Annotated in this window: 15 protein-coding genes; 12 read left to right on the top strand and 3 right to left on the bottom strand. The window is 63.0% G+C overall.

Features of this window, described 5'->3' with window-relative positions; translation table 11 throughout:
- Positions 1 to 134 precede the first annotated feature (134 nt).
- The 4 genes from ACXJKE_RS16890 (at position 135) to ACXJKE_RS16875 (ending at position 15,208) form a co-directional block, all read left to right on the top strand.
- On the top strand, positions 135 to 1,346 hold the full coding sequence (locus tag ACXJKE_RS16890) for a M23 family metallopeptidase (protein WP_457281754.1): 1,212 nt from the start codon (positions 135 to 137) through the stop codon (positions 1,344 to 1,346).
- A gap of 67 nt (positions 1,347 to 1,413) precedes the next feature.
- Entirely contained in the window at positions 1,414 to 2,739 is a 1,326-nt protein-coding gene (locus ACXJKE_RS16885) for an HdeD family acid-resistance protein (protein ID WP_457281753.1), read from the top strand.
- A 629-nt stretch (positions 2,740 to 3,368) separates the two neighbouring features.
- Positions 3,369 to 11,072, top strand: coding sequence for a beta strand repeat-containing protein (locus ACXJKE_RS16880; RefSeq protein WP_457281752.1), 7,704 nt, complete (start codon positions 3,369 to 3,371; stop codon positions 11,070 to 11,072).
- Positions 11,069 to 15,208, top strand: a complete 4,140-nt coding sequence (locus ACXJKE_RS16875) for an OmpA family protein (protein WP_457281751.1) — start codon at positions 11,069 to 11,071, stop codon at positions 15,206 to 15,208. Before ACXJKE_RS16880 ends, ACXJKE_RS16875 begins: the two co-directional genes overlap by 4 nt.
- 43 nt (positions 15,209 to 15,251) lie before the next feature.
- Here ACXJKE_RS16875 and ACXJKE_RS16870 read toward each other — a convergent pair whose 3' ends face one another.
- Positions 15,252 to 16,796 (bottom strand): YifB family Mg chelatase-like AAA ATPase, encoded by a 1,545-nt coding sequence (locus ACXJKE_RS16870; RefSeq protein WP_457281750.1) that lies wholly within the window; start codon positions 16,794 to 16,796, stop codon positions 15,252 to 15,254.
- Between the two features lie 581 nt (positions 16,797 to 17,377).
- Between ACXJKE_RS16870 and glnK the strand changes: the two genes are divergently transcribed.
- The 8 genes from glnK to ACXJKE_RS16830 all read left to right on the top strand — a co-directional run bounded on the left by glnK (position 17,378) and on the right by ACXJKE_RS16830 (position 24,744).
- Positions 17,378 to 17,716, top strand: coding sequence for a P-II family nitrogen regulator (glnK, locus tag ACXJKE_RS16865; protein ID WP_077591625.1), 339 nt, complete (start codon positions 17,378 to 17,380; stop codon positions 17,714 to 17,716).
- 32 nt (positions 17,717 to 17,748) lie between these two features.
- On the top strand, positions 17,749 to 19,287 hold the full coding sequence (locus ACXJKE_RS16860) for an ammonium transporter (RefSeq protein ID WP_457281749.1): 1,539 nt from the start codon (positions 17,749 to 17,751) through the stop codon (positions 19,285 to 19,287).
- A gap of 225 nt (positions 19,288 to 19,512) precedes the next feature.
- Positions 19,513 to 20,439, top strand: coding sequence for an SMP-30/gluconolactonase/LRE family protein (locus tag ACXJKE_RS16855; protein ID WP_457281748.1), 927 nt, complete (start codon positions 19,513 to 19,515; stop codon positions 20,437 to 20,439).
- An 81-nt stretch (positions 20,440 to 20,520) separates the two neighbouring features.
- A complete protein-coding gene (glcE, locus tag ACXJKE_RS16850) occupies positions 20,521 to 21,642 on the top strand; it encodes a glycolate oxidase subunit GlcE (RefSeq protein ID WP_457281747.1) in 1,122 nt (373 codons plus the stop codon).
- A gap of 3 nt (positions 21,643 to 21,645) precedes the next feature.
- Positions 21,646 to 22,422 (top strand): YoaK family protein, encoded by a 777-nt coding sequence (locus tag ACXJKE_RS16845; protein WP_457281746.1) that lies wholly within the window; start codon positions 21,646 to 21,648, stop codon positions 22,420 to 22,422.
- A 4-nt stretch (positions 22,423 to 22,426) separates the two neighbouring features.
- A complete protein-coding gene (gene glcF, locus ACXJKE_RS16840; protein ID WP_457281745.1) occupies positions 22,427 to 23,662 on the top strand; it encodes a glycolate oxidase subunit GlcF in 1,236 nt (411 codons plus the stop codon).
- Positions 23,663 to 23,857: 195 nt separating this feature from the next.
- Positions 23,858 to 24,232, top strand: coding sequence for a VOC family protein (locus ACXJKE_RS16835; protein ID WP_457281744.1), 375 nt, complete (start codon positions 23,858 to 23,860; stop codon positions 24,230 to 24,232).
- Between the two features lie 5 nt (positions 24,233 to 24,237).
- Complete coding sequence (locus ACXJKE_RS16830; protein ID WP_457281743.1) at positions 24,238 to 24,744, top strand: EVE domain-containing protein; 507 nt, start codon at positions 24,238 to 24,240, stop codon at positions 24,742 to 24,744.
- Here ACXJKE_RS16830 and ACXJKE_RS16825 read toward each other — a convergent pair whose 3' ends face one another.
- Complete coding sequence (locus ACXJKE_RS16825) at positions 24,745 to 25,278, bottom strand: N-acetyltransferase family protein (RefSeq protein ID WP_457281742.1); 534 nt, start codon at positions 25,276 to 25,278, stop codon at positions 24,745 to 24,747.
- A 5-nt stretch (positions 25,279 to 25,283) separates the two neighbouring features.
- Complete coding sequence (locus ACXJKE_RS16820; protein ID WP_457281741.1) at positions 25,284 to 25,868, bottom strand: helix-turn-helix domain-containing protein; 585 nt, start codon at positions 25,866 to 25,868, stop codon at positions 25,284 to 25,286.
- Positions 25,869 to 25,879: the final 11 nt, after the last annotated feature.

Raw genomic sequence — 25,879 nt, 5'->3', positions numbered from 1 at the left:
TTGTGTGGGCGCTTGACCCGTTGAGTCTCCCTTCTGATGCCGCGCGGGATTCCTTCGCGCGGCACGCTCCCTCTTATGCTTCGACGGTGCGATGCTTGGCGCTATGATGGCCCCGCCATCACAAGGAGGATCGCATGCGTCGTTTTTTTGTGGCCGTGCTGGTACTTGCCGGAAGTCTGCACGCCTTCGCGGCAGGACCCAAACCCGGACTGAACAACCTGGAATTTGCCGGTGCGCACGACCAGAACACACCCGTACTGCTGAGCGCCGCCTCACGCCCCGTGCCTTTTCGCGGCGCTGATGGGCGTGTGCACATCGACTACGAGCTGCAGGTCACCAATGCGCGGGCCGCGCCGGTCAAGCTGGTATCGCTGGAGGTATTGGATGCCGCTTCCGGCAAGGTGTTGACCACCGTCGCCGGGGCGGATGTTGCCGGCACTTTTTCGTTGCTGGACGGCGCGGGCGGTGACAGCATCGGCGCGGCACAGGCCGGTTTGTTCTGGATTGACGTAGTGCTGGAGGCCGGCCAGGCTCTCCCCAAAGCCCTGTCGCATCGCGTGGTGACCTCCGCACCTGAAGTCAGGCTCACGGCCGCCGTCAAACCTGCGAGTGAAGGCCTTGTCCAGACGTCGCAAACCGGTGGCACCGTGTCTGTCAGCACTCGGCCCGCGCCGTTGATCGGCCCTCCGCTTGAGGGCTCCGGCTGGGTTGCGTTCAATGGCTGCTGCAGGGAGGTTCCGCACCGGCGTGCCGGCATCCCGGTGAACGGCGTTCTCTACGTCAGCCAGCGGTTTGCAATCGACTGGATCAAGATAGACGCGAACTCGCAGCAAAGCAACGGCGACAGCAACAAGAACGAAAACTGGCCGACCTATGGGCAAAAAGCGATTGCCGTAGCGGATGCCAAAGTGGTTTCCGTGCTCGACGGGCTGCCTGAGCGGGTGCCTAACGCCTTGCCGCCCGACACGACCATGCAAAACGTGACGGGCAACCATGTGATCCTGGACCTGGGACGTGGCTACTACGCGTTTTATGCACATCTGCAGCCGGGCTCGCTGAAGGTGGGTGTCGGCGACCGCGTCAAGCGCGGCCAGGTGCTGGCGCTGCTGGGAAATTCCGGCAACACCACTGCACCGCACCTGCATTTCCATGTGTCGGACGGCATCGGCCCCTTGTCATCGCAAGGGGTGCCCTACGTGATCGACGCGTTTACGGCCAGGGGGGTTGCTACGGACGTGACCGATCAGGGCAAAGTGGTGTGGACGGCATTGCCGCAGCAGCAGGCCATTCAGCGCGCCACCCTGCCCATGAATGGCTACGTGGTTGATTTCCCCTCTTTGAAGTGAAGCTTGGGCGCTGCGAGCTACGCATTCCCTTGACGCGTGGCACGGCCCCGGCGGCCACCGTACCAACATGTTCAGACTTGCACTAACCCTTTTTGGCGGCGATGCGCTCGTGAAGCGCTGGAAGATCTTTCTGGTGGCGGGCCTGCTCGCGGTGTTGCTGGGTGTCGTGGTGCTGATAGACCTGGTCGATGGTGTGACCGACATGGCCGGCTGGGTGTTCGGCGCCGTGTTGCTGTTGCAAGGCCTGGTGGAACTGGTGATAGGCACCACACACACGCGTGCGCGGCGGCGCTTTGAAATGTTGCGCGGCGCGGCCATGGTGGTGTTTGCCTGTCTGCTGCTGGACTTCCCCTGGGACAATTCGATTGCTGCAGGCGTTCTTTTCGCCGCCGCATTTACCTTCAATGGACTGGTCCGCATTGCGTCAAGTCTTTTGATCCGGTATCCGAACTGGCGCATCTCCAACATCATCGGTTGGGGTTATCTGGTCATGGCGATATTGCTGGTGACCGACTGGCCCCTGCCTTCCGCGATGAACGTGTCTTTTTGCACCGGCCTTGCACTGATGGCGGGCGGCTACGTCGTGATGCGCGGCGCCTGGCGCCTGCAACGCTTGCCGCCGGGGTCACGGCTTGCGGCCATCGAGCTCTATAAAAGGAAAAGGGAGATGGGTGCCAGTACGCCGCTATCCCCCCCGCCCGCAGGTGCCAGCATGTCCGGCGAACAGATGGTGGTTCACATCTGGACCGCCGTGGATCAAAGCGAAGAACGCATCCGGCTTCCGCTGGTCGACCGGTACATCGCGGCCCTCTCCCGCAAGGGCAGCGTTACTACCGGCCATGTCGCGCTGGAGTGCGGGCCGCAGCTGTATATCAGCCACCATCCACGCGTGCGCCTGACCATCACGCAGCGCAATCTTGTCGACCAGGTGCGCGCCACACAAAGCAATGACCATCCAGGCATGTGGCTTCCTTCTTATGAGCAGGAAGCCGGTGCGACGCGCCCTTCAACCTTTCGCATCCGCTTTCGCCTGTTTAACCGCGGCCACCTGCAGTCATTCTGGGAAGCGTACCGTCAGGACGACACCTATAACCTGACGCACCGCAACTGCTCGGTGGTCGTGACCGAGGCTATCGACGCCGCGATGGAAGGTGTATTTGCCGACAAACCTTTCTGGCGAACCCTGCTGCGCCTGGCCTTTCACCCCGACATGTGGCTGGCCGGAAGCGTTCGGGTGCGTGCCGAATCGATCGCGTGGACACCCGGGTTGGCGCTGGATTATGCCGGCGCGATCCGGCGCATCACCCATCCGCATCAGGACTTGAGGGTGCACCTTGCGCGCTGGTGGAAGACGCGCCGGCCCCAACGTCAGCGCGCAAAAAAAATCCCTTGAAAGCTCAGCGAGAAGGTTGACCTGCGCTGTGTGAAGGTCGGACTCCCGAAGTCCGGATTTAGTGGCCGTTCCAGGGTCTGGCGACACCCATCCAAAAGGAAAAAGCATCAGGGCTGACGAACCTCAAAGGCGCAGTCCTTGCCGCAGGCAACCTGTCTGCGTTCGACAGCCGGTGCATGTACGGCGCGTGTCGCACGGGTGCTATTGGCCATTCCCGCTTGCGGGAGCTGCATGGGCCGTAGATACCGCCCTCTGTCCGTTGTGAGGGATTCCGTTCACAAAAGCCGCAGTCACGCCTGGCTCAACAGCGGTTTCTTCGGGTATTTCCGCCTGCTGCCAAAAATGTCCACTTGGTTTGCATCGGCACAACGAAAAATTACATAAGGAAACATATACAACTAATAGGGTTGTTAAAAAGTTCCACTTCTGTCACTTCAGACTAACAAAGTAGTAAATTTAGTATTAGAAAAATCGCAACATAGTTAATCTTCGTACTGTTTGTTACCTGTATGTTGTCTGACATGAGACATGCCGAGTGAACGCTGTACGTCCTCTGCCAGCGTTGACTCGGTGCTCCTGCGGACTGCCTACCGGCACGGTTCCCAAGCATTCAAAGAGTCGAACTGCCTATGTTGTCCTCGAAATTTCTGGCGAAAGCCTCTGCCGGCTCCTTGCTTCGTGCTGCGGCTCTCGGATTGGCCATTGGATTGATGCCCGTTGCGGCCCAAGCCTTGACGGCTTCGGTGACCGCGATCATTCCGGCACAGGGGATGTATCCCGGCGAGACGGCAACCTTGCGGATTACCTTGTCCAACAGCGATCCGGTGCCCGCCACCAACGTGGACTTCAGCAACAGCCTGCCTGGCCTTCTGCCCAACGGCCTCAGCGTTGCGTCTGCGGCCATAAATGGTTGCGGTGGGGCTTTGACCGCCAACCCGGGAACTCAGGCGCTTGCCCTGGCTGGCGGTACCATACCTGCCGCCGCCGGCGGGATTGACGGCCAGTGTGTCATCGATATTCCGGTGACGGTCGGCACCTCGACCGGCAACGCAACCTCCTATGCGTATCAAATCCTCAATGGCGCGGTCACCAGTACCGGCGGAAGCAACGTTGGAGACGTGTCGCAGACCTTTACGGTGCGGGCGCTGCAGCAACCGCAAATTTCGAAGGCATTCACCAGCTCGACGCTGGTACTGGGAGGCGCTTCGACACCTCTGACCATCACGCTGGTCAACCCGAACCCGGTGGCAATTTCCGGGTTCAGCATCACCGATAACTTTCCCCAGCTCGGTGGCAGCGCCATCATGAAGGTCGCGGCAACGCCCGGCGCGAATGCAACCTGCACCAGCGGTCCGGTACCGGCCTTCAATCCCGCACCGGCAGCGGGCGCAACCAGTGTGACCGGCACCGGAGATCTGCCGGCAAACGGGAGTTGCACCTTCGTTGTGAATGTGGAGGCGAACCAGACCAACGGCCAGTTCTCGACCGGTGCCCAGAACAACATCATCAACCGGAGCACCGACTTCACCAATGTGCTTGGACTGCCCGCCCAGGCCAATGCGCAGGCCAGCGTGACGGTCCGGTCTCCGCTCGGTGTGTCCAAGGGCTTTACGCCCAGCACCTCCCTTTCAAGCGGTGCCACGGGCTTTCTTACCCTCACCTTGAGCAATAGCGGCAATACGCCACTGACTGTCACCACCTTTGATGACACGCCGATCGACGGGATTGGTGGCGTCGACCCGACAAAAGGGTTAAACGTCACATCGGCGGTGACCAGCTGTGCGGGCGGCGCCGCTGCCGCGATCAACAGCAACAAAGGCGTCAGGCTGACCGGCGGGACCATTCCCGCCAATGGCAGCTGCACGGTGACAGTGAACTTCACCGCAGCTGTTCAGGTGAACGGCGTGCCGGTGACCTACACCAACAGCATCCCCCAAGGCGCCGTGGATGTGGGCGATCCCGCCATCAAGAGCCAGGCGGTATCGGCCACCATCCTGGTTGCCGACGACCTCCGTGTTCTCAAATCGGTACAACCCACGACACCTGTGGCGCCGGGCAACCCGATCCAGTACCAGATCACCGTGCAAAACTTCGGCGCTGGTGCGATCAATACCGTATCGGTGACGGACAACTTCACCAACGGCCAGACATTCCTCACCGGCACGATCAACGGCTTGAATTACACGCCGACTGTCAGCGCGGGCTGCGGCAACGTCAACTCTGCGAGCGCACTGGGCAGCAATGCGCCGGTCTTTACCATTGACACCGTCCCGGCCCGCACCAGTGTCAGCGTACCGGGTGCCTGCACCATCACCATGTGGGCCATGGCGTCCACTGTTGCGGTGGCCACCTCGAACAACGTCATCGCTGCCGGTGGGGTTTGCTACAACGGCGGCGCCACTTGCAACGGGGGTGCTTCCAACTCCACCAGCGTAGGCACCAACCCGCCCGTGCTCGCTGCAACGAAGGCGTTTGCCCAGTCCTCTCCCGGCGCCAGCACGTTTGCCGAGGGAACCATTGTCCGCATGACCATCACGCTGACGAACAAGTCGGCGAACCCACTGACCAACGTTGCGGTCTCGGATACTCTGCAATTGGCAACCAGCGGTGGGGGGCAGCTTCGCATCGCCAATCCGGCCAACGCGGCAAGCACCTGCGGCGCCCCCGCCATCACGGCGGTTGCCGGTTCCACTTCGATCGGCATCACTGGCGGCACCGTTCCGGCTCGCGCCAACAACGGCACGGGTGCGGACGGCAGCTGTAACTTGCAGGTGGATGTCGTAGGGCCGGCCGGCGTTTATAACAACACCGCGACGGTCGACGGCACCGAAACCTACGGGAACGGCACGACACACACACTGGGTACGGTATCAACCAACACCCCCCAGCTGACCTACACCTCCGCGCTGACCGCGAACAAGAGCTTCAATCCACCCAGCGTGTCCTCGGGCGGCAAATCAACGGTCACGGTTCAGCTCCTGAATTCGAGCGCGCTTGCACTGACAAACGTCAGTGTGACCGACCCACTCCCGGCGGGCATGGTGCTGGCCACCCCGCCCAATGCGCAGACGACCTGCGCGGGAAGCACATCCATCACGGCTGTTGCAGGGGCAGGCAGCGCAACCCTGACCGGTGCCAATGTGGCGGGCGGCGGAAATTGCGCCTTCCTGTTTGATGTGGTGGCAACAGGTGCCGCGAACTGGGTCAACAGCATCCCTCCCAACGGCATCCTCGCGGACGGCGGCGTGCGTAATGTCACCGCCGTTGTCGGCACGCTGCTTTTCAATGCCCCCACCGGCCTGGCCGTCAGCAAAACGACTTCCATCAGTTCCCTGGCCTTCCCCGGCCAGGTGAGCCGGCTGACGATCAACATATCCAACGGGTCCCAGGCGGTTACCAACCTGGACATCACCGACTACTTCACGGTCGGCGGTGTTGCAGGCGGCACCAACAATGGGTGGGTGGTGACACCTACCCCGGCAACCGCAACGACGTGCCCGGGCGGGGTTGTGACCGCTGCGGCGGGCGCGCGATCGGTCCGTCTGTCAGGGGCAAACCTGGCGGTAAACGCGACCTGCCAGATATCGGTCAACGTGACGTCTGCCGTAACCGGTGGCAACACGAACACCATTCCGCCCGGTGCCATCATCACCGACCAGAACCTGACCAATGCCAACCCGGCAACGACCAGCCTGGCGATCAGCACGAACATTGGCATCGTCAAGCAGTTCACGCCCAACGTGGTGGCGCCGGGTACCCGGTCCCGCTTGCGCATCACTTTCTATAACCCGCTTTCACAGCCCGTCAGCGACCTGGCGGTCACCGACACCTTGCCGGCCGGCGTGACTGTTCCCAGTGGCGCGAATCCGACGACGACATGTCAGGGTGCGACGGTCTCTTCGACGGCCAACACGGTGCAACTTTCGGGCGGCATCATCGTCGCCGCGGCCGGAAATGTGCCAGCAACCTGCCAGGTGGAAATCGACGTCTTTGTGGCGGCGCAAGGCGACTATGTCAACACCATTCCAGCCAACGCACTAACGGCAAGCGCGGGCGGCAATGCCCTGGCGAACACCCAGCCTACGAGCGATACGCTGCGCGCGAAGTCACCGGTAGTGGTGCACAAGGCCTTCAGCGCCCGCACGCTGGATGCAGGCAATCCTGTCGGGTTCACAACCGGGTCCGACACCAAGGCGCCTGGCGCGGTGTCGGTGATGACGATTCGTTTCGACAATCCCAACAACACACAGCTCAACGGCATGACCTTGACGGACGCATTGCCCGCCGGACTTGTCGTCGCGCCTACGCCAGCTGCGGCCACGACCTGTGCAGGCGGCACTGTTGTTGCCGCAGCGTCCGCCACCAGCGTTCGCCTGACCGGGGCCACACTCGCAGCCAATGGGTTCTGTACCGTCACGGTGAATGTTCTGAGCAACATTTCGGGCGTGTACACCAACACCATCCCGACCGGGAGCATTACTACCACCGAGGGCGTCACCAACCAGGAGCCCACCAGCGCACAGCTCATTACCTCCACCCCGCCGACCGTCGGCAAGCAGTTCACCCCTGCGGTGATCCCACCAAGCGGCGTATCGCGCCTGAGCATCGTCATCGGCAACACGAATGCCGCAGCAATGACCTTGAGCGCGGATTTTGACGACGTCCTGCCGACGGCACCCGGCCAGATCCGTTTGACGGCAGCTCCGGGCATGACGACCTCCTGCGGTGGAACTGTCGTGGCTGCCGCCAACGCCACCAGCGTGAGGCTCAATAGCGGCGGCACGATCCCCGCAGGTGGCTGTACGATTGATGTCAATGTGACGGGGCTGACGGCTGGCGTACACACCAACAACATTCCCGCCGGTGCCCTGCAAACGAATCTGGGCAACAACCAGGCGCCTGCCAATGCGACGTTGACGATCAGCACCCTTGGCTACATCTCCGGCAAGGTTTTCAGAGACAACAACGTCACGCCCAACGGCACCTTTCAGAACGGCACCGACACGGGGATCGCCGGGGTCGGCATTGAACTGCGCAGCGGCGCAAACTGCAGTGGCGCACTGCTGACGACAGGAACCACCGATGCGCTCGGCAACTACCTGTTCTCCTCACTGGCAGCCGGCAGCTACTCCGTTTGCCAGCCAGCGCAGCCCGCGGCAACCACCAACGGCATCACGACCGCCGGCCCCATCAGTGGCATCAATGGCAGTACGGGTTCAGCCGGTGCGGCATCCAACCCCACGGCTACCACCAGCCAGATCACCAACGTGGTTCTCAATGGTGACGGCGCAGCCGCCGAAATTTCGGGCTCCGCCAACAACAACTTTGCCGAAGTCGTTCCTTCGACCATTTCAGGCAAAGTGTTCAAGGACCTGAACAACAACGGCGCACAGGACGGCGCAGACGATCCGCTCGCAGGCGTCACCATCGAGCTCAGGGACGCAGGCAATGCACTGATCGCGACCACGGTCACCGACGCGACGGGCAACTATTCGTTCGGCAATCTTTTGCCTGGAACTTACAGCGTGGTGGAGCCCGCACAACCCGCCGGCACCTCCAACGGCATTACCACCGCGGGTGCTGTTCCGAATGGCGGAACACCCGGAACGGCGACCACACCGGCCGTCACACCGAGCCGGATCAGCAGCATCGTGCTGCCGCCCAATACGGTTTCGAGCGGCAACAACTTCGCCGAGGTGTCCAATGGCGGCACGATTTCCGGCAAGGTCTTCCTGGACTATGACAACAGCGGCCTGATGAATGGAAGCGATCACGGCATCGGCGGACAGACGATCAATCTGACGGGCACCGACATCAATGGGCTCGCTGTCTCCAGGTCAACAGTCACGCTGGCCGACGGAACCTATAGCTTCACCGGGTTGGCCCAGGGTACCTATACCGTGACACAGCCGTTGCCCCAGGCGACGGGCACGACCAATGGCCAGACCATTGCCGGTAGCACGGGTGGAACGGCGACCTTGCCAGTCAATCCGGTGTCCTCGATCTCGAACATTCCGCTCGCCACCGCTAACGCCGTGTCGGCTGACAACAATTTCGCTGAAATCCCGGGCAATGCGCCTGATCTTGCGATCGCCAAAACGCACGCGCCGGTCAGCTTCGCCCAGGGATCCAGCACGGGCTTCTACACCATCACCGTCTCCAACGTCGGTGCAGCGGCGACGTCCGCCACCGTGACGGTGGTCGACACCTTGCCCGTGGGTATGACTGTAGCTGCCGTCAATGGCGGCGCAACGTGGTCTTGCTCCAACACCGCCACAACCGTCACCTGCAACACCAACAGCGTGATCGCATCCGGGGCGACGGCGCCCGTTATCACGGTGCGTGTTGCGGTGGCTGCCGGTTTGTCCGGACAGGTCCTGGTGAACACGGCTGTGGTTTCCGGCGGCAATGAGCCCAGCGGCTTTTCCGGCAACAACACGGCAACCGACCCCACGGCGATCTCCGATGTGGCGGCGGTACAGGGCAGCGTGTGGCGCGACCTCAACCATGACCGCATCAAGGACCCAGGTGAACCATTGGTCCCGGGCTGGATCGTCGAGCTGACACTCGGCGGCGTGGTGGTGGGTACCACCACCTCCGACGCAAACGGCGCTTACAGCTTTCCCAGCGTGGCGCCGGGCTCGGGTTACCAGATCCGCTTTCGGGAGCCCACAAGCGGGCGCATCTATGGACGCCCAGTGCCCAATGAGACCGGATTGCCCTATACGAATGGACAGGTGAATTCGACCTCCAACCCGGCCGGTGCGAACAATACCGACGGAACGTTAAGAGGCCTTACGCTAACCGCTGGCACCACGACCTTGGCCCAGAGCCTGCCGCTGGATCCGAGCGGGGTGATTTATGACGCGGTCAGCCGTCAGCCTGTACCCAACGCCATCGTCACACTCTCGGCCCCAGGCCTCACCGCAGCCGACGTGATTGGCGGCAGCCTGACGCAGACCACCGGTGCTGATGGTTCTTACCAGTTCCTGTTGCTGGGCGGCGCTCCGGCAGGCGCGACCTTGTACACGCTGACGGTGACGTCGCCACCGGGCTACCTGCCCGGTCCGTCGGCGATTATTCCGGCCTGTACCGCGACCCTGGGCGTGGGCCTGGCGCCTCCGAGCCCAGACCCGGCATTGGTGCAGAACAGCAACTTCGCACCCACAGCGGGCGTGCCGCTGCACAACCCCGCAGCTTGCCCCAACAACACCCTGGCCCTTGCGGGCGGTGCGGCCACGACCCAGTACTTCTACACGTTCACCTTCGCCGCAGTTCCAGGCTCTGCCAACGTGTTGAACAACCATATCCCGCTGGACCCGGTGTTGGGTGGCGCGATTGTGATGACAAAGAGCACACCGCTGGTCAACGTGGTCCGTGGCGACCTGGTGCCGTACAACATCACGGCGACCAACACACTGAATGCGGTGCTCGGCAACATCAACATCGTGGATGTGATTCCGGCGGGCTTCAGGTATCGCACCGGCTCGGCATCGCTCAATGGCGTGGCACTTGAGCCCACGGTGAGCGGACGCAACCTCACCTGGGCCGGCCACACGTTTGCCGCAGGTGAGCGCAAAACACTGCGCATGCTGCTGGTGGTCGGCAGCGGTGTGTCGGAAGGCACTTACGTGAACCAGGTTGCAGCGCGCAATGCGCTGGTCAACGCCCAGGTGTCCAACACGGCCACAGCGACGGTGCGTGTGGTCCCCGATCCCACCTTCGATTGCTCCGACATCATCGGCAAGGTCTTTGACGACAAGAACGCCAATGGTTACCAGGACGAGGGGGAGACGGGCATCGCGAATGTCCGCATTGCAACTGCGCGCGGGTTGCTGGTTACCAGCGACCATGATGGACGCTTCCACGTGGCTTGCGCGGCAATCCCGAACGCTGACCGCGGTTCCAACTTCGTGATGAAGGTGGACGAAAGAACCCTGCCTTCGGGCTATCGGTTGACAACCGAAAACCCGCGTGATGTCCGGGTGACACGCGGCAAGATGGTGAAGCTCAATTTCGGCGCGACGGTCCATCGTGTGGTCCGGCTCGAACTCTCCGGCGCTGCATTCCTGAACGACGGCACGGAGTTGCAGCCTGCGTATCTCGCGGTGCTGGAAAAGCTGCCTTCGCAACTGGCGACACGTCCATCCATCCTGCGCATTGCCTATCACCGAGGCGCCGAGGCGGCAGGGCTTGCGGAAAAACGCGTGTCGGCGATCAGCGACCGGATACAGGCCTTGTGGAAGGAAAGGCGAAAGAAGGAGCGCGCGGAAACAGACAGTGAACCCCTCCATCCCTTGATGATTGAAACCGAGCTGGAGTCGGCGAAATGAATTTCCGTACACACACCATTGCAGTAGCCGTCAGCGTCCTTTGTGCAGGGTCTTCTGTATGGGCCGCTACCGAAGTCAGCGGCAAGCGAATTGACAATGGCCGCATCGACCTGTTCTCGGCGCCTCCGCCTTCGGAGGTGCAGCCGGCCATCAGCTACCCGTTGCCTTCGGGCGTTACGCGGGAAGAGGCGGCAGGCATGCGCAGCCGCGCCGCACAGGTGCCGCAGAGCGTCGCCTCCGTCAACAAGGCGCTGGAAGAAGCCAGCGGCCTGAGCCTTTTTGTATCGGGCAAGGCCGAGTTGCTGCCCGCCGCCAAAGCGTCCATCGAAGCGCTGGCCGCCGAGATACGCGCCAGGGGGGCATCGTCTCCAGGCATGCGCATTGCTGTTGTCGGGCACACGGACAACCAGCGTCTGGCGCCTGAAACCAGGCGGATCTTCAGGGATAACCAGGGGCTCTCTGAGGCCCGTGCTCTGGCGGTTGCAGCCTATCTCAAGCAGCAGCTGAACAATCCCGCCATCACTTATTCGATCGAAGGTGCAGGCGAGAACAAACCGTTGGCATTGAACGCAACGTCTGAAGGGATGGCCCGCAATCGCCGCGTCGAGCTGCGCGTGTGGTTCGATGCCGCAGCGCCGGCGGGCGTTCCTGTTCCGCTGGCGGCCGCCAAGCCCTGCACGCCACAGGCCGTGGGGCAGTCTACCGTGCCGTTTCGCATCACGATTGATGGCGAGCCGATCAATGCCTCCGAGATTCCCAATGAGGCAGATGGCCAGCGGTGCGCCGACGTCGCGCTCGAGAAGGCTGACATCCAGGTGCGTTATGACAGCCTGGCCATTGCGCCGGTGATGAATGCCTGGGCCACACCCAATGCAGCGGTCAAGGGCGAGGTGGCGGAGTTTCGGGCCTGGTCAAACTACATTCCCTGGATCAAAAAGGCCGAACTGCGGCTTTTCCGTGCAGGGCAGAAGACACAGGAGCATCCTTTTGAGGTCGTGCCCATCACATGGTCAGGCGCGCTCAACTGGACCGTTCCGGCCAACACAGCCGGCGACCAGGTGTTCTACCTCCTGCGTGTTTATGACGCCCAGGGGCGTTTCGACGAGACCAGTCTGAAATCCCTGAACCTTCTGGCGCGCGCCATGCCGGTCAATGAAGATGCGGAGAAGCTCGAGCGCGAGCGGCTGACGGGGTATGGCGAAAACAGCCTGGCTTTGCGCAATATTCCGGTCACCGGGGGCACGGTCACGGTCAACGGTACCAATCTCAAGCCGGGCCAACGTATCGAAGCGCTGGGGCTGGAGCTGCCGATCGATGCGCAGGGCAAGTTCGCCATGAAACAAATCATGCCGGCAGGTCCGCAGTCTGTAGAGGTGACGCTGAAAGAGTCGGACGGGCGCGCAAGCACCTTTCGCCGCAACCTCAACATCGCCGCGGATGACTGGTTTTACCTGGCACTAGGGGATTTGACGGTCGGGAAAAACAATGTCTCCGGGCCTGCGAAACTGGTGACAGGTGACATGAGTCACTACGAAGACAAGGTGTATGTCGATGGCCGCGCCGCTTTTTACCTCAAGGGGAAAATCAAGGGCGAATGGCTGCTGACGGCTTCGGCCGATACCCGGGAAGGTCCTGTCGAGGACCTGTTTTCCAACTTCTCCAGCAAGGATCCCAAATACCTTCTGCGCAGTATTGACCCCAACCTCTATTACCCCGTCTACGGCGATGACAGCACAACGGTGGATGATGCGCCGACGCAGGGCAAGTTTTTTGTCAAACTGCAAAAAGGCGACTCGCACGTCATGTGGGGTAACTTCCAGACCTCGTGGAGCGGAACGGAGCTGATGCAATACTCACGCGGCCTATATGGCGCACAGGTACGCTACCGCTCTGAAGATGCCACGACCTATGGCGAAAAACAGACCCAGATTGATGCTTTTGCCGCCGATCCGGGAACGCTGGCTTCGCGCGAGGAGTTTCGCGGCACGGGAGGCTCGCTGTACTACCTGCGCCACCTCGACATCACACAGGGCTCGGAGCGCGTCTGGATCGAGGTCCGCGACAAGGACTCCGGCATGGTGATCGAGCGCCGCGAGCTCGCACCTACGCAGGATTACGAGATCAACTACCTTCAAGGCCGTATTCTGTTGCAGTCGCCCTTGTCCGCGACTGGCGCCGGCGCCGGCCTGATCATGGCGTCTGCGGTAGGCGGCCAGCCGGTCTACCTCGTGACGACATACGAGTTTGCGCCCGGCGTCACGGCCATCAACAACCTGTCGACCGGCATTCGCGCGAGCCAATGGCTGAACGACCATGTGCAGCTGGGCGCCAGCAGCTACCACCAGGGCGAAACAGGATCCAGCCAGACGCTCAAGGGAATCGACGGGACGCTGCGCTACAAGCCTGGCACCTGGCTGAAGTTTGAGGCGGCACGCTCAAAGGGGCCGGGCAATGGGGCCCAAACCTCTCTTGATGGCGGCTTTGGATTTAACACGCTGAACAACGGCGGCATCCAGTCGGCCGGCGCAGAACGTCTGGAAGGCTCGGTGGATCTCGCCGAAGTCACCGACAGCATGAAGGGGAAGATCACCTCTTATGTCCAGAACCGTGACCGCGGTTATTCGGCCCCAGGGCAGATTGGCATAGGCGGCGAGGCGGTCCGGCAGGCCGGTGCCGCTGCCGATGTGGAGCTTGCTCCGGGCACGCGCGTGCTGGTCAAGGCAGACAAGCGCGACGGCGATCTGCAGAATAACCAGAACGCCGAGCTTGCGGTGCGGCAGACGCTGAACAGCGAATGGGAAGTCGCTGTCGGGGTCCGTGCGGACGATCGTTCCAATGTCACGCCGAATGCCAGTCCGTTGCTTTCCCAGACCGGATCGCGCACGGATGCGCAGGTGAGGGCGGATTACCGGCCTGATCGTGCGGGTGGAAAACCCGGCGAAAAAGAAAACTGGGAAGCTTACGGTTACGTTCAGGGGACGCTGGAGCGTGACGATACGCGCGACCCCAACAACCGCGTCGGCCTGGGTGGCGCACTGCAAGTCAGCGAACGCGTGAAGCTCAGCGGCGAAGCATCCGGCGGCAGCATGGGCGCCGGCGGCAAGCTGGGCGCCGACTACCGCATCTCCGACCGGAGCAATGCCTATCTGGCGTACACGATGGAAACAGAAAGCCCGGATGTCGCGTGGCGCGGCCGCCAAGGGACGCTGGTCTCTGGTGCAAGCACCCGCGTGTCCGATCAATTGCGGGTGTTCGGCGAGGGCCGTGCAGTCAATGGGGCCGGCCCGCAAAGCTTGACGCAAGCCTTTGGCATGGACTGGTCGCCCAATGACCGCTGGAACTGGGGCGCCAAGGTCGAGTTCGGAACCGTGTCCGACCCATTGGCTGGTGACCTCAGGCGCCGTGCGCTCGGTGGCTCTGTCGGCTACAAAAAGGACAGCCTGAAATACGGCGGTAATCTTGAGTGGCGCAACGACCGGAGCAATGTGTCCGGCGAACGTACCACCTGGCTGATGCGCAACACGGTGGGCATGCAGGTGGACCCTGCCTGGCGCGTGCTGGGCAAGCTCAATGTCTCGCGTTCAAGCAACAGCCAGGGGGCCTTTGTCGACGGTAACTACCATGAGTTTGTGCTGGGCAGCGCCTACCGGCCGGTTGACAACGACCGCTGGAACACCCTGTTCAAGTACACCAATCTGCACAACGTGCCGACCGCGGGCCAGCTGACCCCTTCGGGCCAGGCGGCCGACTACGCGCAGCGCAGCCAGGTGTTTTCCGTCGACACGATTTACGACGTGAAGCCGTGGCTTTCCGTCGGCGCCAAATACGCGTTCCGCATCGGCGAGCTGAAAATGCCGGTTGCCGGCGGGGAGTGGTTCTCCAGCCGTGCTGATCTTCTGATCTTCCGGGCGGATCTTCACCTGGTCAAGGAGTGGGACGCCCTGATTGAATGGCGCAACCTGCGCGCCACGGAGGCGCAGGATGCAAAAGCCGGCATGCTCCTCGGTGTCTATCGCCACCTTGGCAAGGGGGTGAAGGTTGGGGTGGGATACAACTTCACCAAGTATTCCGATGACCTGACCGACCTGTCTTACCGCAGCCGGGGCTGGTTCCTGAATGTGCTTGCCACCTATTGAACGTTTGAAATTAACAGGCCTTCGCGCGGTTGTGCGGCGGCGGTCAATGGGCTGCCTTGAGCGCCCGGCGGTACTGCACGGCTTCCGCGACGTGGACGACCTGGACGGCCTGTGCGCCTGCGAGGTCGGCAATCGTCCTGGCCACTTTCAGGCAGCGATGAATGCTGCGGCCTGACCACCCTAACCGCGCTGCTGCTGTGTTCAGGAATTTCGCGGCCGCGTCATCGAGCTGGCATTGCGCATCAATGGCCTGGCCTTCCAGTGCCTGGTTGGTGGTGCCCTGCCGGGCAATAGCACGATCACGTGCCGTGGCAACCCGGGCCCTGATAACGGCGGTGGCCTCGCCCGGCGCCGCGTTGACCAGTTCATCGGCTGCGAGCGCACCCACCTCAACATGCAGGTCGATGCGGTCCAGCAGCGGGCCGCTGAGCTTGCCCTGGTAACGCGACACCTGTTCGGGCGAACAACGGCAAGCCCGCAAGCTCGAGCCGAGGTAACCGCAGGGGCAAGGGTTCATCGCTGCAACCAGCTGAAAGCGCGCCGGGAACTCGGCGCGCTGGGCGGCTCGCGAAATGGTGATGGTGCCGGACTCCAGCGGTTCACGCAGGGCTTCCAGGGCTGCCCGCGGAAACTCCGGAAGCTCATCCAGAAACAGGATGCCGCGGTGCGCCAGGGAAATTTCACCAGGCCGCGGCGGGGAACCACCACCGACAAGCGCAACGGCGCTGGCCGTGTGGTGAGGCGCGCAGGTGGGGCGTATCGCCCATTTGTCCAGCGTGAACCGGCCGCCCAATGACGCCACCGCTGCGCTTTCCAGCGCTTCTTCGGTGGTCATGGCCGGCAGAAGGCCCGCAAAGCGCTGTGCCAGCATGGATTTTCCGGAGCCTGGGGCGCCCATCATCAGTACGCTGTGCCCGCCGGTCGCGGCAATTTCCAGGGCGCGTCGGGCCGCCGCCTGGCCTTTGACGTCGGCCAGATCAGGATACGGGGACTGCCCCGAAGGCACGATCGGCTTGACGCGAGACCAGCCTTCCCCTGCTTCGATGGGGGTGTCGCCCGGCAAAAATTGCCTCACCACATCGAGTAAATGGTGCGCCTGAAAGATTTCGGCGCCGGGGACCAACGCTGCTTCCTGGGCGCTGGCCTCCGGTAGCACCAGCTTCGGCAGCTTCTCGGCGGCCAGCCGTTCCGGGCGTGCCAGGGCGAGGCTCATGGCAAGCGCTCCCCGAATGGGCCGCAAGTCGCCGCCCAGCGACAACTCGCCGGCGAACTCATAGCCTTCCAGTTTGCGGGCGTCGATCTGGCCGCTGGCCGCCAGGATGCCGAGCGCGATGGGCAGGTCGAACCGGCCGGAATCCTTGGGAAGGTCGGCGGGTGCCAGATTGACCGTAATGCGTTTATTGGCGGGAAATTCCAGTCCGGCGTTCTGGACGGCCGAGCGCACGCGTTCACGCGCTTCCTTGACTTCCGTTTCCGCAAGCCCGACCAGCGTAAAGCTGGGCAAGCCGTTGGCAAGATGCACCTCCACCTGCACCGGCCTTGCTTCCAGGCCCAACAAGGCGCGGCTATGCACTAAAGACAAGCTCATTCGAAACTCCCTCCCTCAGAGGCGGCATCACAACTGAACCCGAGGCCATCCCGGGTTGCAGGCGCACCAGACCTTCACGTAAGACGAGTATCGCCTAGCGAGAGAAGCCACCCGCCGGTTCACCAGAAAGGTGTGCCCCACTGCATCCGATAGCGGCACTCACTTTCGTCCCGCGCATTTGCCTGGTTGTGTCAGTGCCGGGATCCGCCGTGGCATTCTTGCCGCCGATCTCCTGGTGCTGACCATCCCAGAAACGAACGTTGCAGAAGACCGCCGTGCACTAAAGACAGGCTTGGTGATGCTTTTTTGGTTTTATGCTCCAAAATTGTGCGCTTGAATGCCCTTTATTGGTGCATCGTATTCGGCGCAATTCGCGGAGGTTCGCTCGAAGTTCAAGGGCAGGCCGGTCATCCATGCAAAGCGTCTTTGGCACGTTACCTGCTAAGAAGTCCACGCAAGTTGCCAACCTTTGGAGCTTCTACGGAGACTCCATCAGCAATGACTCGTACAAAAGCCTTAATCCGGCTGAGGTGGTGCTTGACGATGCTGCTTCCCTATTCATCCCTGGAGGAAACCTGAAAATGAAACTCGTAACGGCCATCATTAAACCGTTCAAGCTGGACGAAGTGCGTGAAGCGCTTTCCGGCATTGGCGTGCAAGGCATTACTGTGACTGAAGTCAAAGGCTTCGGCCGCCAGAAAGGCCATACCGAGCTGTACCGCGGCGCCGAGTATGTCGTCGATTTTCTGCCCAAGGTCAAGATCGAAGCAGCAGTCTCCGACGAGCTGGTGGATCGCGTGATTGAAGCGGTTGAGGGCGCCGCCCGCACCGGCAAGATCGGCGACGGCAAGGTTTTTGTTTACAACCTCGAGCAGGTCGTGCGCATCCGTACCGGTGAAACCGGCAAGGAAGCGCTGTAAGGCTTACCCCAAAAAACGAAGAGAACATAGACATGAAAAAACTACTTGCCTCCCTTGTACTGGGACTGAGCCTGCTGACGACCGGCGCCGTGATGGCGCAGGCCCCGGCAGCTGCACCCGCCGCTTCCGCCGCAGAAGCCAAGCCGGCTGAAGCTGCTGCTTCCGCCGCCGCGCCTGCCGCAGCGACAGCACCCGCCGCTGCAGCAGCAGCCTCTGCACCGGCTGCCGCTGCGCCCGTTCCCAACAAAGGCGACACCGCCTGGATGATGGTTTCCACGCTGCTGGTCATCATGATGACCGTGCCCGGCCTGGCGCTGTTCTACGGCGGTCTGGTCCGCAGCAAGAACATGCTGTCGGTCCTGATGCAGGTCATGGTGACGTTCTCGATGATCGTCGTGCTGTGGTTTATCTATGGCTACAGTCTGGCCTTCACCGAAGGCAACGCCTTCTTCGGCGGCTTCGACCGGCTCTTCATGAAGGGCATCTGGGACAACGTTGCGGGCACCTTTGCCAATGGCGCCACCTTCAGCAAGGGTGTCGTGATCCCCGAGATCGTGTTCGCCGCCTTCCAGGCTACATTTGCCGGCATCACCTGCGCGCTGATCGTCGGCGCCTTTGCCGAACGCATCAAGTTCTCCGCAGTGCTGCTGTTCATGGCAATCTGGTTCACCTTCAGCTACGCACCTATCGCCCACATGGTCTGGTTCTGGATGGGCCCTGACGCCTACACCGGCAAGGAAGTCGCCGACGCCATGAGCGCCAAGGGCGGTTATATCTGGCAAATGGGCGCCCTGGATTTTGCGGGCGGTACTGTGGTGCACATCAACGCCGCTGTCGCCGGCCTGGTCGGCGCCTTCTGCATCGGCAAGCGTATCGGCTACGGCAAGGAAGCCATGGCCCCTCACAGCCTCACGCTAACCATGGTCGGTGCCGCATTGCTGTGGGTGGGCTGGTTCGGCTTCAACGCCGGCTCCGCCCTGGAAGCCAACGGCTTCGCCGCCCTGGCCTTCATCAATACGCTGGGTGCTACCGCTGCCGCTGTGCTGGCATGGTGCGTCGGTGAGGCGCTGATGCGCGGCAAGGCCTCGATGCTGGGCGCAGCGTCCGGCGCCGTCGCCGGCCTGGTGGCCATCACGCCCGCAGCCGGCAACGTCGGCATCGGCGGCGGCCTGATCATCGGCCTGATCGCCGGCTTCGCCTGCCTCTGGGGTGTGAACGGCCTGAAGAAACTGCTGGGCGCCGATGATTCGCTCGACGTGTTCGGCGTGCATGGCGTGGGCGGTATTCTGGGCGCGCTGCTCACCGGCGTTTTCAACTCGCCAGCCCTGGGTGGCCCAAGCTTCGTGGGTGACTGGGTGACCGCCACGGCCGTGACGCCTGACGCTTACACCATCGCCGGCCAGGTCTGGATCCAGGCCAAGGCCGTGCTGATCACCATCGTCTGGTCCGGTGTGGTTTCCTTCATCGCCTTCAAGGTGGTTGACCTCACGATCGGCCTGCGCGTCAGCGAAGAAGACGAACGCGAAGGCCTGGACATCACCTCGCATGGTGAGACCGCCTACAACCGTTAATTCATAGTCAGACGAATTCGGGCTGCCCCAGGGCAGCCCCCTGATTGAGTATCTCCTTTGGATGTTCAGCCCGCTGGCGCAAGCCGGTGGGCTGTTTTTTTTGGCGCGTGCCTTGTGGGCGTTGCATGATCGCCGGGATTGGGTTGCGGGGGCGTTTCCGGCTGTGGCCCTGCCGGTGCTAACCTTGGGTGCCTATCCACTTTTCAGCCTTTCAAGGAACGCCGCATGACATGGCAAACCGTTGTTGCACAACCCAGTGAACTGGGTGAATCGCCGTTCTGGCATCCCGACGAGCAAATGCTGTATTGGGTTGACATTCCAGGCCGGCAGATTCACCGCTGCAACGTCTTTATGGGGACGGTACAAAGCTGGCCCATGCCGTCGGAGCCCGGCAGCATTGCGCCGGCCCGTACACAGGGGCAAGGCAGTGGCCTGGTGATCGCATTGCGCGACGGCATTTACCGCGCCCGCGAGTGGGGCGCCGAGCTCCAGCAACTCATGCGGGCCGGCCATGACACTGCCACGACGCGGTTCAACGACGGCAAGGCCGATCCGCGCGGCCGCTTCTGGGCCGGCACGATGTACGAACCACGGGACAAGTCCGTGGCCGAGCTTTTTTCCATCGACTGCCGCAATAGCCTTGTGCCTGCGGTAGAACGCAAGGCAGGCGGCGCCATCATCGCCAATGGCCTGGCGTGGTCGCCGGACGCCGCAACCGTGTACTGGACGGACACCCCCACGCACACCACACATGCCTGGGACTGGGATGCCGACAGCAACGCCATGGCAAACCGCCGCGTTTTCCACCAATGGCCCGGCAAACCCGCTGGCTGGCAGTTCGGCATGCCCGGTTACGGCGGGCGGCCCGACGGCGCTGCGGTGGATATCCAGGGCAACTACTGGGTGGCCATGTTTGAAGGTGCGCGCCTTCTCAAGCTGTCGCCGGCAGGAGAGTTGCTGGCTGAAATTCCCGTGCCGGCGCAATGCCCGACCATGCCGTGTTTTGGCGGCGACGACCTGCAAACGCTTTACATCACCACGGCACGCTACAACCGGCCAGCTGCCGAGCTGCAGGCCTATCCCGAGTCGGGCTGCGTGTTTTCGATGCGGGTGGATGTGCCCGGCTTGCCGGTGAATTTTTTCGAGGATTGAGCTTCGCCTCTGAAAAAACCGAACAGGCGGCATGCAAAAAGATCAACTCCCCAGGCGCGATACCCACGTACCATCCCAGCCATGCCTTCAGATACCGATGATGTGATGGAGTCCCTGCGCGGGCGAATACGCACTGCCGCTGCCGCCGGTACGCCGCTGCGTATTCGGGGTGGCGGCACCAAGGACTTCTACGGCCAATCCCTGGAAGGTGACATCCTCGACATGACGCCATACGCGGGTGTGATCAGCTACGAACCCAGTGAACTGGTCGTGACTGCGCGCGCCGGCACGCCGCTGGCTGAACTCGAAACCTTGCTGGCGGCCCAGGGCCAGTGCCTGCCCTTCGAGCCGCCGCGTTTTGACGATTCTGGGGCAAAAGCCACCGTGGGCGGCATGGTCGCCAGCGGCCTGAGCGGGCCGGCACGCGCCAGCGTGGGCGCGGTGCGTGATTACATGCTGGGCCTCAAGCTCATCAACGGGCGTGGCGAACTGCTCACGTTTGGCGGGCAGGTCATGAAAAATGTGGCGGGTTATGACGTCTCACGGCTCATGGCGGGTGCCCTGGGTACCTTGGGCGTGCTCACTGAAGTGAGCCTCAAGGTGCTGCCGGTGGCGCCTGCCGAGGCCACCCTGCGTTTTGAATGCAGCCAGGCGCAGGCGCTTGACTGGCTGAACGCCTGGGGCGGCCGGCCCTTACCGCTCAACGCGAGCTGCTGGTCGGAAGAAGCCGACATCGGTACGCTCTATCTGCGATTGCGCGGCGCTGTCGCCGCCGTCGAAGCCGCCTGCAAGGTGCTGGGCGGCGAGAAACAAGGCAGCGCCGAAGCTGCCGGCTATTGGCAGGACTGTCGCAACCAGCAGCACCCGTGGTTCCGGGCACGCCAGGCCGACCAGGACTTGTGGCGGCTGTCCTTGCCGCAAACGGCCCATGTTCCGGATTTGCCCGACTCGCCGCTGGTGGAATGGCATGGCGCCCAGCGATGGGTACGGGCAGGCGCCGGGCAGGCAGAGGCACTGCGCGCGGCCGCTGCTCAGGCCGGCGGGCATGCTACTCTTTTTATAGCTGTCAGCGCAATGCCAGCGGGAGCTACAGCCCGATTTGATGCATTAAAGCCGCCGCTGGACCGGATCCACCGGGACCTCAAGCGCGAGTTCGATCCCGCCGGAATCCTTAACCGCGGCCGCATGGCGGCGGGCTGGTAGTTCATGCGTCGCCTGCGCCATCTCACCGGGCAGCACCGCACGCCCACCATCAACCGCCTGCTCGGCGGCGTGCTTGCGTTCAATGCCGGAGCTGTCAACGCGGGGGGCTTCCTGCTGGTCAGCATGTACACCTCGCACATGACGGGGTTTGTCTCCATCGTGGCCGACAACCTCATCCTCGGGAACCTGACGCTGGTGCTCGGTGCGGTGGGCGCCTTGCTGGCCTTCACCCTGGGTGCGGCCGTGACGGCCGTGCTGGTCAATTGGGCGCGCCACCGGCACCTTCGCAGTGAGTTCGCCCTGCCGCTGTTGCTCGAGTCAGTTCTTTTGCTGGTCTTCGGCCTGCTTGGCGCAACGCTGAACCGGCAGACGCCGTTCGCCGTGCCTCTGACCGTGCTGGTGCTGGCCTTCACCATGGGCCTGCAAAACGCACTGGTCAGCAAAATCTCGTCCTCCCAGATCCGCACCACGCATATGACCGGTGTCATCACTGACCTCGGCATCGAGCTCGGCAAGATGTTTTACTGGAACCGTACCGCCAGCTCCATGGAGTCCCGTGTGCGCGCCAACCGTATCAAGGTGCGGCTCTTCGGCACCTTGCTGGCCATGTTCATTGCCGGCGGCCTGGTCGGTGCGGCCGGCTTCAAATACGTCGGTTTCATCTGGGTCGTGCCCCTGGCCCTCATGCTGTTGACCTTGTCCTTGCCGCCGCTGTATGCGGATTTCCGGCGCGCTGCCCGGCGCAAGGCCCTCGCTCTGGCCCTGAAAGAAGGGTCCTGACACCATGCAAACCCACCTCGCCCCTGAATTCAAAAACACCGCTGACGGCCTGGAGGCTGAAGCCATCTTGCGCAAATGTGTGCATTGCGGTTTTTGCACGGCCACCTGCCCCACCTACCAATTACTGGGCGACGAGCTTGACGGCCCGCGTGGACGCATCTACCTCATCAAGCAAGTGCTGGAGGGTGAAGCGCCCACGCGCAAGACCCAGCTGCACCTGGACCGGTGCCTCACCTGCCGCAACTGCGAAAGCACCTGCCCCAGCGGGGTGGAATACGGCCACCTCGTGGATATCGGCCGCAAGCTGGTTGACGAGCGCGTGCCGCGCCCGGCCGGTGAGCGTGTCGTGCGCTGGGCTCTCAAGGAAGGCCTTCCGTCGCCGCTTTTTGCGCCCGCCATGAAGGCCGGGCAAGCCGTCCGCGGCCTCTTGCCCGCATCGCTCAAAAACAAGGTGCCGGCCAGGCAGGCCGCCGGCCCATGGCCCGCGCGCCAGCACGCCCGCAAGATGCTCATGCTCGAAGGCTGCGTGCAACCCGCCATGATGCCCAACATCAATGCCGCCACGGCGCGTGTGCTCGACGCCGCCGGCATACAAACGGTGGTGGCGCAAAAAGCCGGATGCTGCGGCGCCGTCAAGTTTCACCTGAACGACCAGGAGGGCGGCAAGGAAGAAATGCGGCGCAACATCGACGCCTGGTGGCCGCACGTGGACGCTGGCGAGGGCGCCGGTGTTGAAGCCATCGTCATGAATGCTTCGGGCTGCGGCGTCACCGTGAAGGAATACGGCCACCTCCTCAGGGACGATCCCGCCTACGCGGCCAAAGCCGCACGCATCAGCGGGCTGACACGCGACCTCAGCGAGCTCATGCCGGAGCTGGTCGGTGAGCTGCAGGGCAAGGTCAGGGCGCAAGCCGGCACGCTGGCGTTTCATCCGCCCTGCACGCTGCAGCACGGCCAGCAGCTGCGCGGCGGTGTCGAGACGCTAATGGGCGCACTCGGCTTTAACGTCAAGCTGGCGGCCGGTGAGTCGCACCTGTGCTGCGGTTCGGCTGGCACCTACTCCGTGCTGCAGCCCGACATCGCGTATCAACTGCGCGATCGCAAGCTCGGCAACCTGCAAGCCACTGCACCCGAAACCATCATCTCAGCCAATATCGGCTGTATTACGCACCTGCAAAGCGGCACGGCAACGCCGGTGCGGCACTGGGTCGAAGTGCTCGACGCTGCGCTGAAGTCCTGAAGGGGAGCGAACACCAGCCAGCCGGGGCCGCGGAACCGGCTTAGCCGGGCCGCAGGCGCAGCGCCCCCTCGGGGGGCAGCGCATTACACGCAGCCGAAGGCGAAGTGAAAAGCGTGGGGGCCAACACCCTCCTGACACCACGTTGTCAGTAGCCCCTCGGCACCATCAAGGCTTCTTCAACACAAGGAGCCTCCCATGAAAAACGCCATCACCTGGTTTGAAATCCCCAGCACCCAACTCGACAAAGCCCAGGCCTTTTACGAAGCCGTGCTCGAGTGCAAGATGCGCCGCGAGCCCATGGGCCCGTCCGAAGGCGCGGTGTTTCCCTATGAGACGAAGGAGGGCGTGGGTGGCGCGATCCTGACCGGCCCCACAGCGCCTGCTCCGGCGTCCGGCGGCACCTTGATTTACCTCGATGCTTCGCCTTCGCTGGATGCCGCACTGGCGCGCGCCGTCAAGGCCGGCGGCAAGGTCGCCTTGCCGCGCCAGGCGCTGCCGCCCGGTCTGGGGTTTTTTGCGCACATCACCGACCTGGACGGCAACCGCGTCGGCCTGCACGCCGCGGCTTGAGCGTGATGGGCCGCAAGAACTGGATAGCCGTCGCCGGTGCCGAACATGCGCGGCGCGGCTGCGCAGATCCGCACAACGGCTACATGCAGGTGTGCCATGGCAAATGCGCTCCGCTTAAACGGGTGCTGGCTGGGGATCGCGTGGCTTATTACTCGCCCGCACTGACCATGGGCGGCAAAGACAAATTCCAGCGCTTTGTTTCCATCGGCGTGGTGCGGGCCGGCGAGCCGTATGCCTTCGACATGGGCGGCGGCTTTGTACCCTTCCGCCGCGACGTGACCTATGCGGCCGCGCGGGAGGTGTCCATATTGCCCTGGCTGGACGAGTTCGAGTTTGTGGAAAGCCGCCAGCACTGGGGCTACAAGTTTCGCTTCGGCCTGTTCGAGGTCAGCGACCACGACATGCGGCTGGTCGCGCGGGCCATGCGCGCGGACCTCGCGGCGCTGGACTTTGAGGCGGCTGGTACAGCAGCTGCGCCTATGCGCCCCATGGCACTGTTCCCGGACCTGTAGTTACCAGGTCAGCTCGCGATAGAACACCGTGGTGCCCACCAGGCCGCCGCGCGGCAACAGCGCATAGCCGGGAATCACGCCCACGCGCTGCCAGCCCAGGCGTTGGTACAGGCGCTCGCCGTTATCGCCGGTCACGGTGTCCAGCACCAGCAAGGTCTTGCCGCAGTCGCGCGCCATGCTTTCGGCGGCGCGCATCAAGGCCTCGCCGAGGCCCTGGCGCCGGCAGCGGCGGTGCACCAGCATCTTGGCCAGGTCGGCGCGGTGCGGCTGGTTCTCGGGCTGGGCCAGCACCAGCTGCACCGTGCCGCAGATACCCTGTGCATCCTCGGCGACCAGCAGCGCACGTTCGCCCGCGGCAACGCCTTGCGCTACATCGCGCCAGAAGCCCGCGGCACGTTCGCGCGACAGCGGGTGCATAAAACTCACCGAGGCATCGCCTTCGACGCAGTCGATCAGCACATCGACCAGTCCGGCAATCTGTTCGTCATTGACGGCAGGCAGGCGCCGCAGCGACCAGGGTGTAGTGTTCATCATGGTGTTCAAGCCGCTTCGGTGGCGATCACCACCGCATAGCGCGCGGGCTTTCGCGTGGGATTGTGGAACATGGTGGGCCGGTCCAGCTGCATGGCCAGGCAGTCGCCCTCGCGCAGCGCGTGGCGCTCGTCGCCTATGGTGATGTCGATGGCACCTTCGAGCACCCATACCTGCTGGTGCACACGCGCATCGCGTACGCCGGTTTCAAACGCCACGCGCCCGCCCGGCGGGAAATGCACTTCGACGATCTGCATGGGCTGCGGCACGCCGGGCGGCGAGATGTTGCGCCGCAGGTAGCCCGAAGCCGGGTCCTGCCACTGCAGTTGCTCAGCGTGGCGCGCCACCGGGCTGGCGGGCGCCTGGGCGGCGGGCGCATCGAACAGTGAGGCCAGCATCACGCCCAGACCGGTGGCCAGACGCTCCAGCACCACGGCGGTGGGGCTGCTTTCGCCGCGCTCTATCAGCGAAATCATGGAGCGGCTCACACCGCTTTTGGCTGCCAGCGCGTCAAGCGACAGGCTTTTGGCGGCGCGCAGCTCGCGTACGCGCTCGGCGATGCGCTGGTTCAGGCCGGAGGGGGCTTCTGTCATGATGGAATTTA

This window comes from Polaromonas sp. P5_D5, from assembly GCF_054049435.1.
Note: the sequence above shows the minus strand (reverse complement) of the source record. Positions and strands in the feature narration are given on the sequence as shown.

Excerpts from the sequence above, each read along its gene's own strand:
- ACXJKE_RS16825 (WP_457281742.1), bottom strand. The coding sequence starts at position 25,278 with ATGATGAACACTACACCCTGGTCGCTGCGGCGCCTGCCTGCCGTCAAT.
- glcF (WP_457281745.1), top strand. The coding sequence starts at position 22,427 with ATGCAAACCCACCTCGCCCCTGAATTCAAAAACACCGCTGACGGCCTG.
- ACXJKE_RS16835 (WP_457281744.1), top strand. The coding sequence starts at position 23,858 with ATGAAAAACGCCATCACCTGGTTTGAAATCCCCAGCACCCAACTCGAC.
- glcE (WP_457281747.1), top strand. The coding sequence starts at position 20,521 with ATGCCTTCAGATACCGATGATGTGATGGAGTCCCTGCGCGGGCGAATA.
- ACXJKE_RS16855 (WP_457281748.1), top strand. The coding sequence starts at position 19,513 with ATGACATGGCAAACCGTTGTTGCACAACCCAGTGAACTGGGTGAATCG.
- ACXJKE_RS16885 (WP_457281753.1), top strand. The coding sequence starts at position 1,414 with ATGTTCAGACTTGCACTAACCCTTTTTGGCGGCGATGCGCTCGTGAAG.
- ACXJKE_RS16890 (WP_457281754.1), top strand. The coding sequence starts at position 135 with ATGCGTCGTTTTTTTGTGGCCGTGCTGGTACTTGCCGGAAGTCTGCAC.
- ACXJKE_RS16830 (WP_457281743.1), top strand. The coding sequence starts at position 24,238 with ATGGGCCGCAAGAACTGGATAGCCGTCGCCGGTGCCGAACATGCGCGG.
- ACXJKE_RS16870 (WP_457281750.1), bottom strand. The coding sequence starts at position 16,796 with ATGAGCTTGTCTTTAGTGCATAGCCGCGCCTTGTTGGGCCTGGAAGCA.
- ACXJKE_RS16820 (WP_457281741.1), bottom strand. The coding sequence starts at position 25,868 with ATGACAGAAGCCCCCTCCGGCCTGAACCAGCGCATCGCCGAGCGCGTA.
- ACXJKE_RS16845 (WP_457281746.1), top strand. The coding sequence starts at position 21,646 with ATGCGTCGCCTGCGCCATCTCACCGGGCAGCACCGCACGCCCACCATC.
- ACXJKE_RS16875 (WP_457281751.1), top strand. The coding sequence starts at position 11,069 with ATGAATTTCCGTACACACACCATTGCAGTAGCCGTCAGCGTCCTTTGT.
- ACXJKE_RS16880 (WP_457281752.1), top strand. The coding sequence starts at position 3,369 with ATGTTGTCCTCGAAATTTCTGGCGAAAGCCTCTGCCGGCTCCTTGCTT.
- glnK (WP_077591625.1), top strand. The coding sequence starts at position 17,378 with ATGAAACTCGTAACGGCCATCATTAAACCGTTCAAGCTGGACGAAGTG.
- ACXJKE_RS16860 (WP_457281749.1), top strand. The coding sequence starts at position 17,749 with ATGAAAAAACTACTTGCCTCCCTTGTACTGGGACTGAGCCTGCTGACG.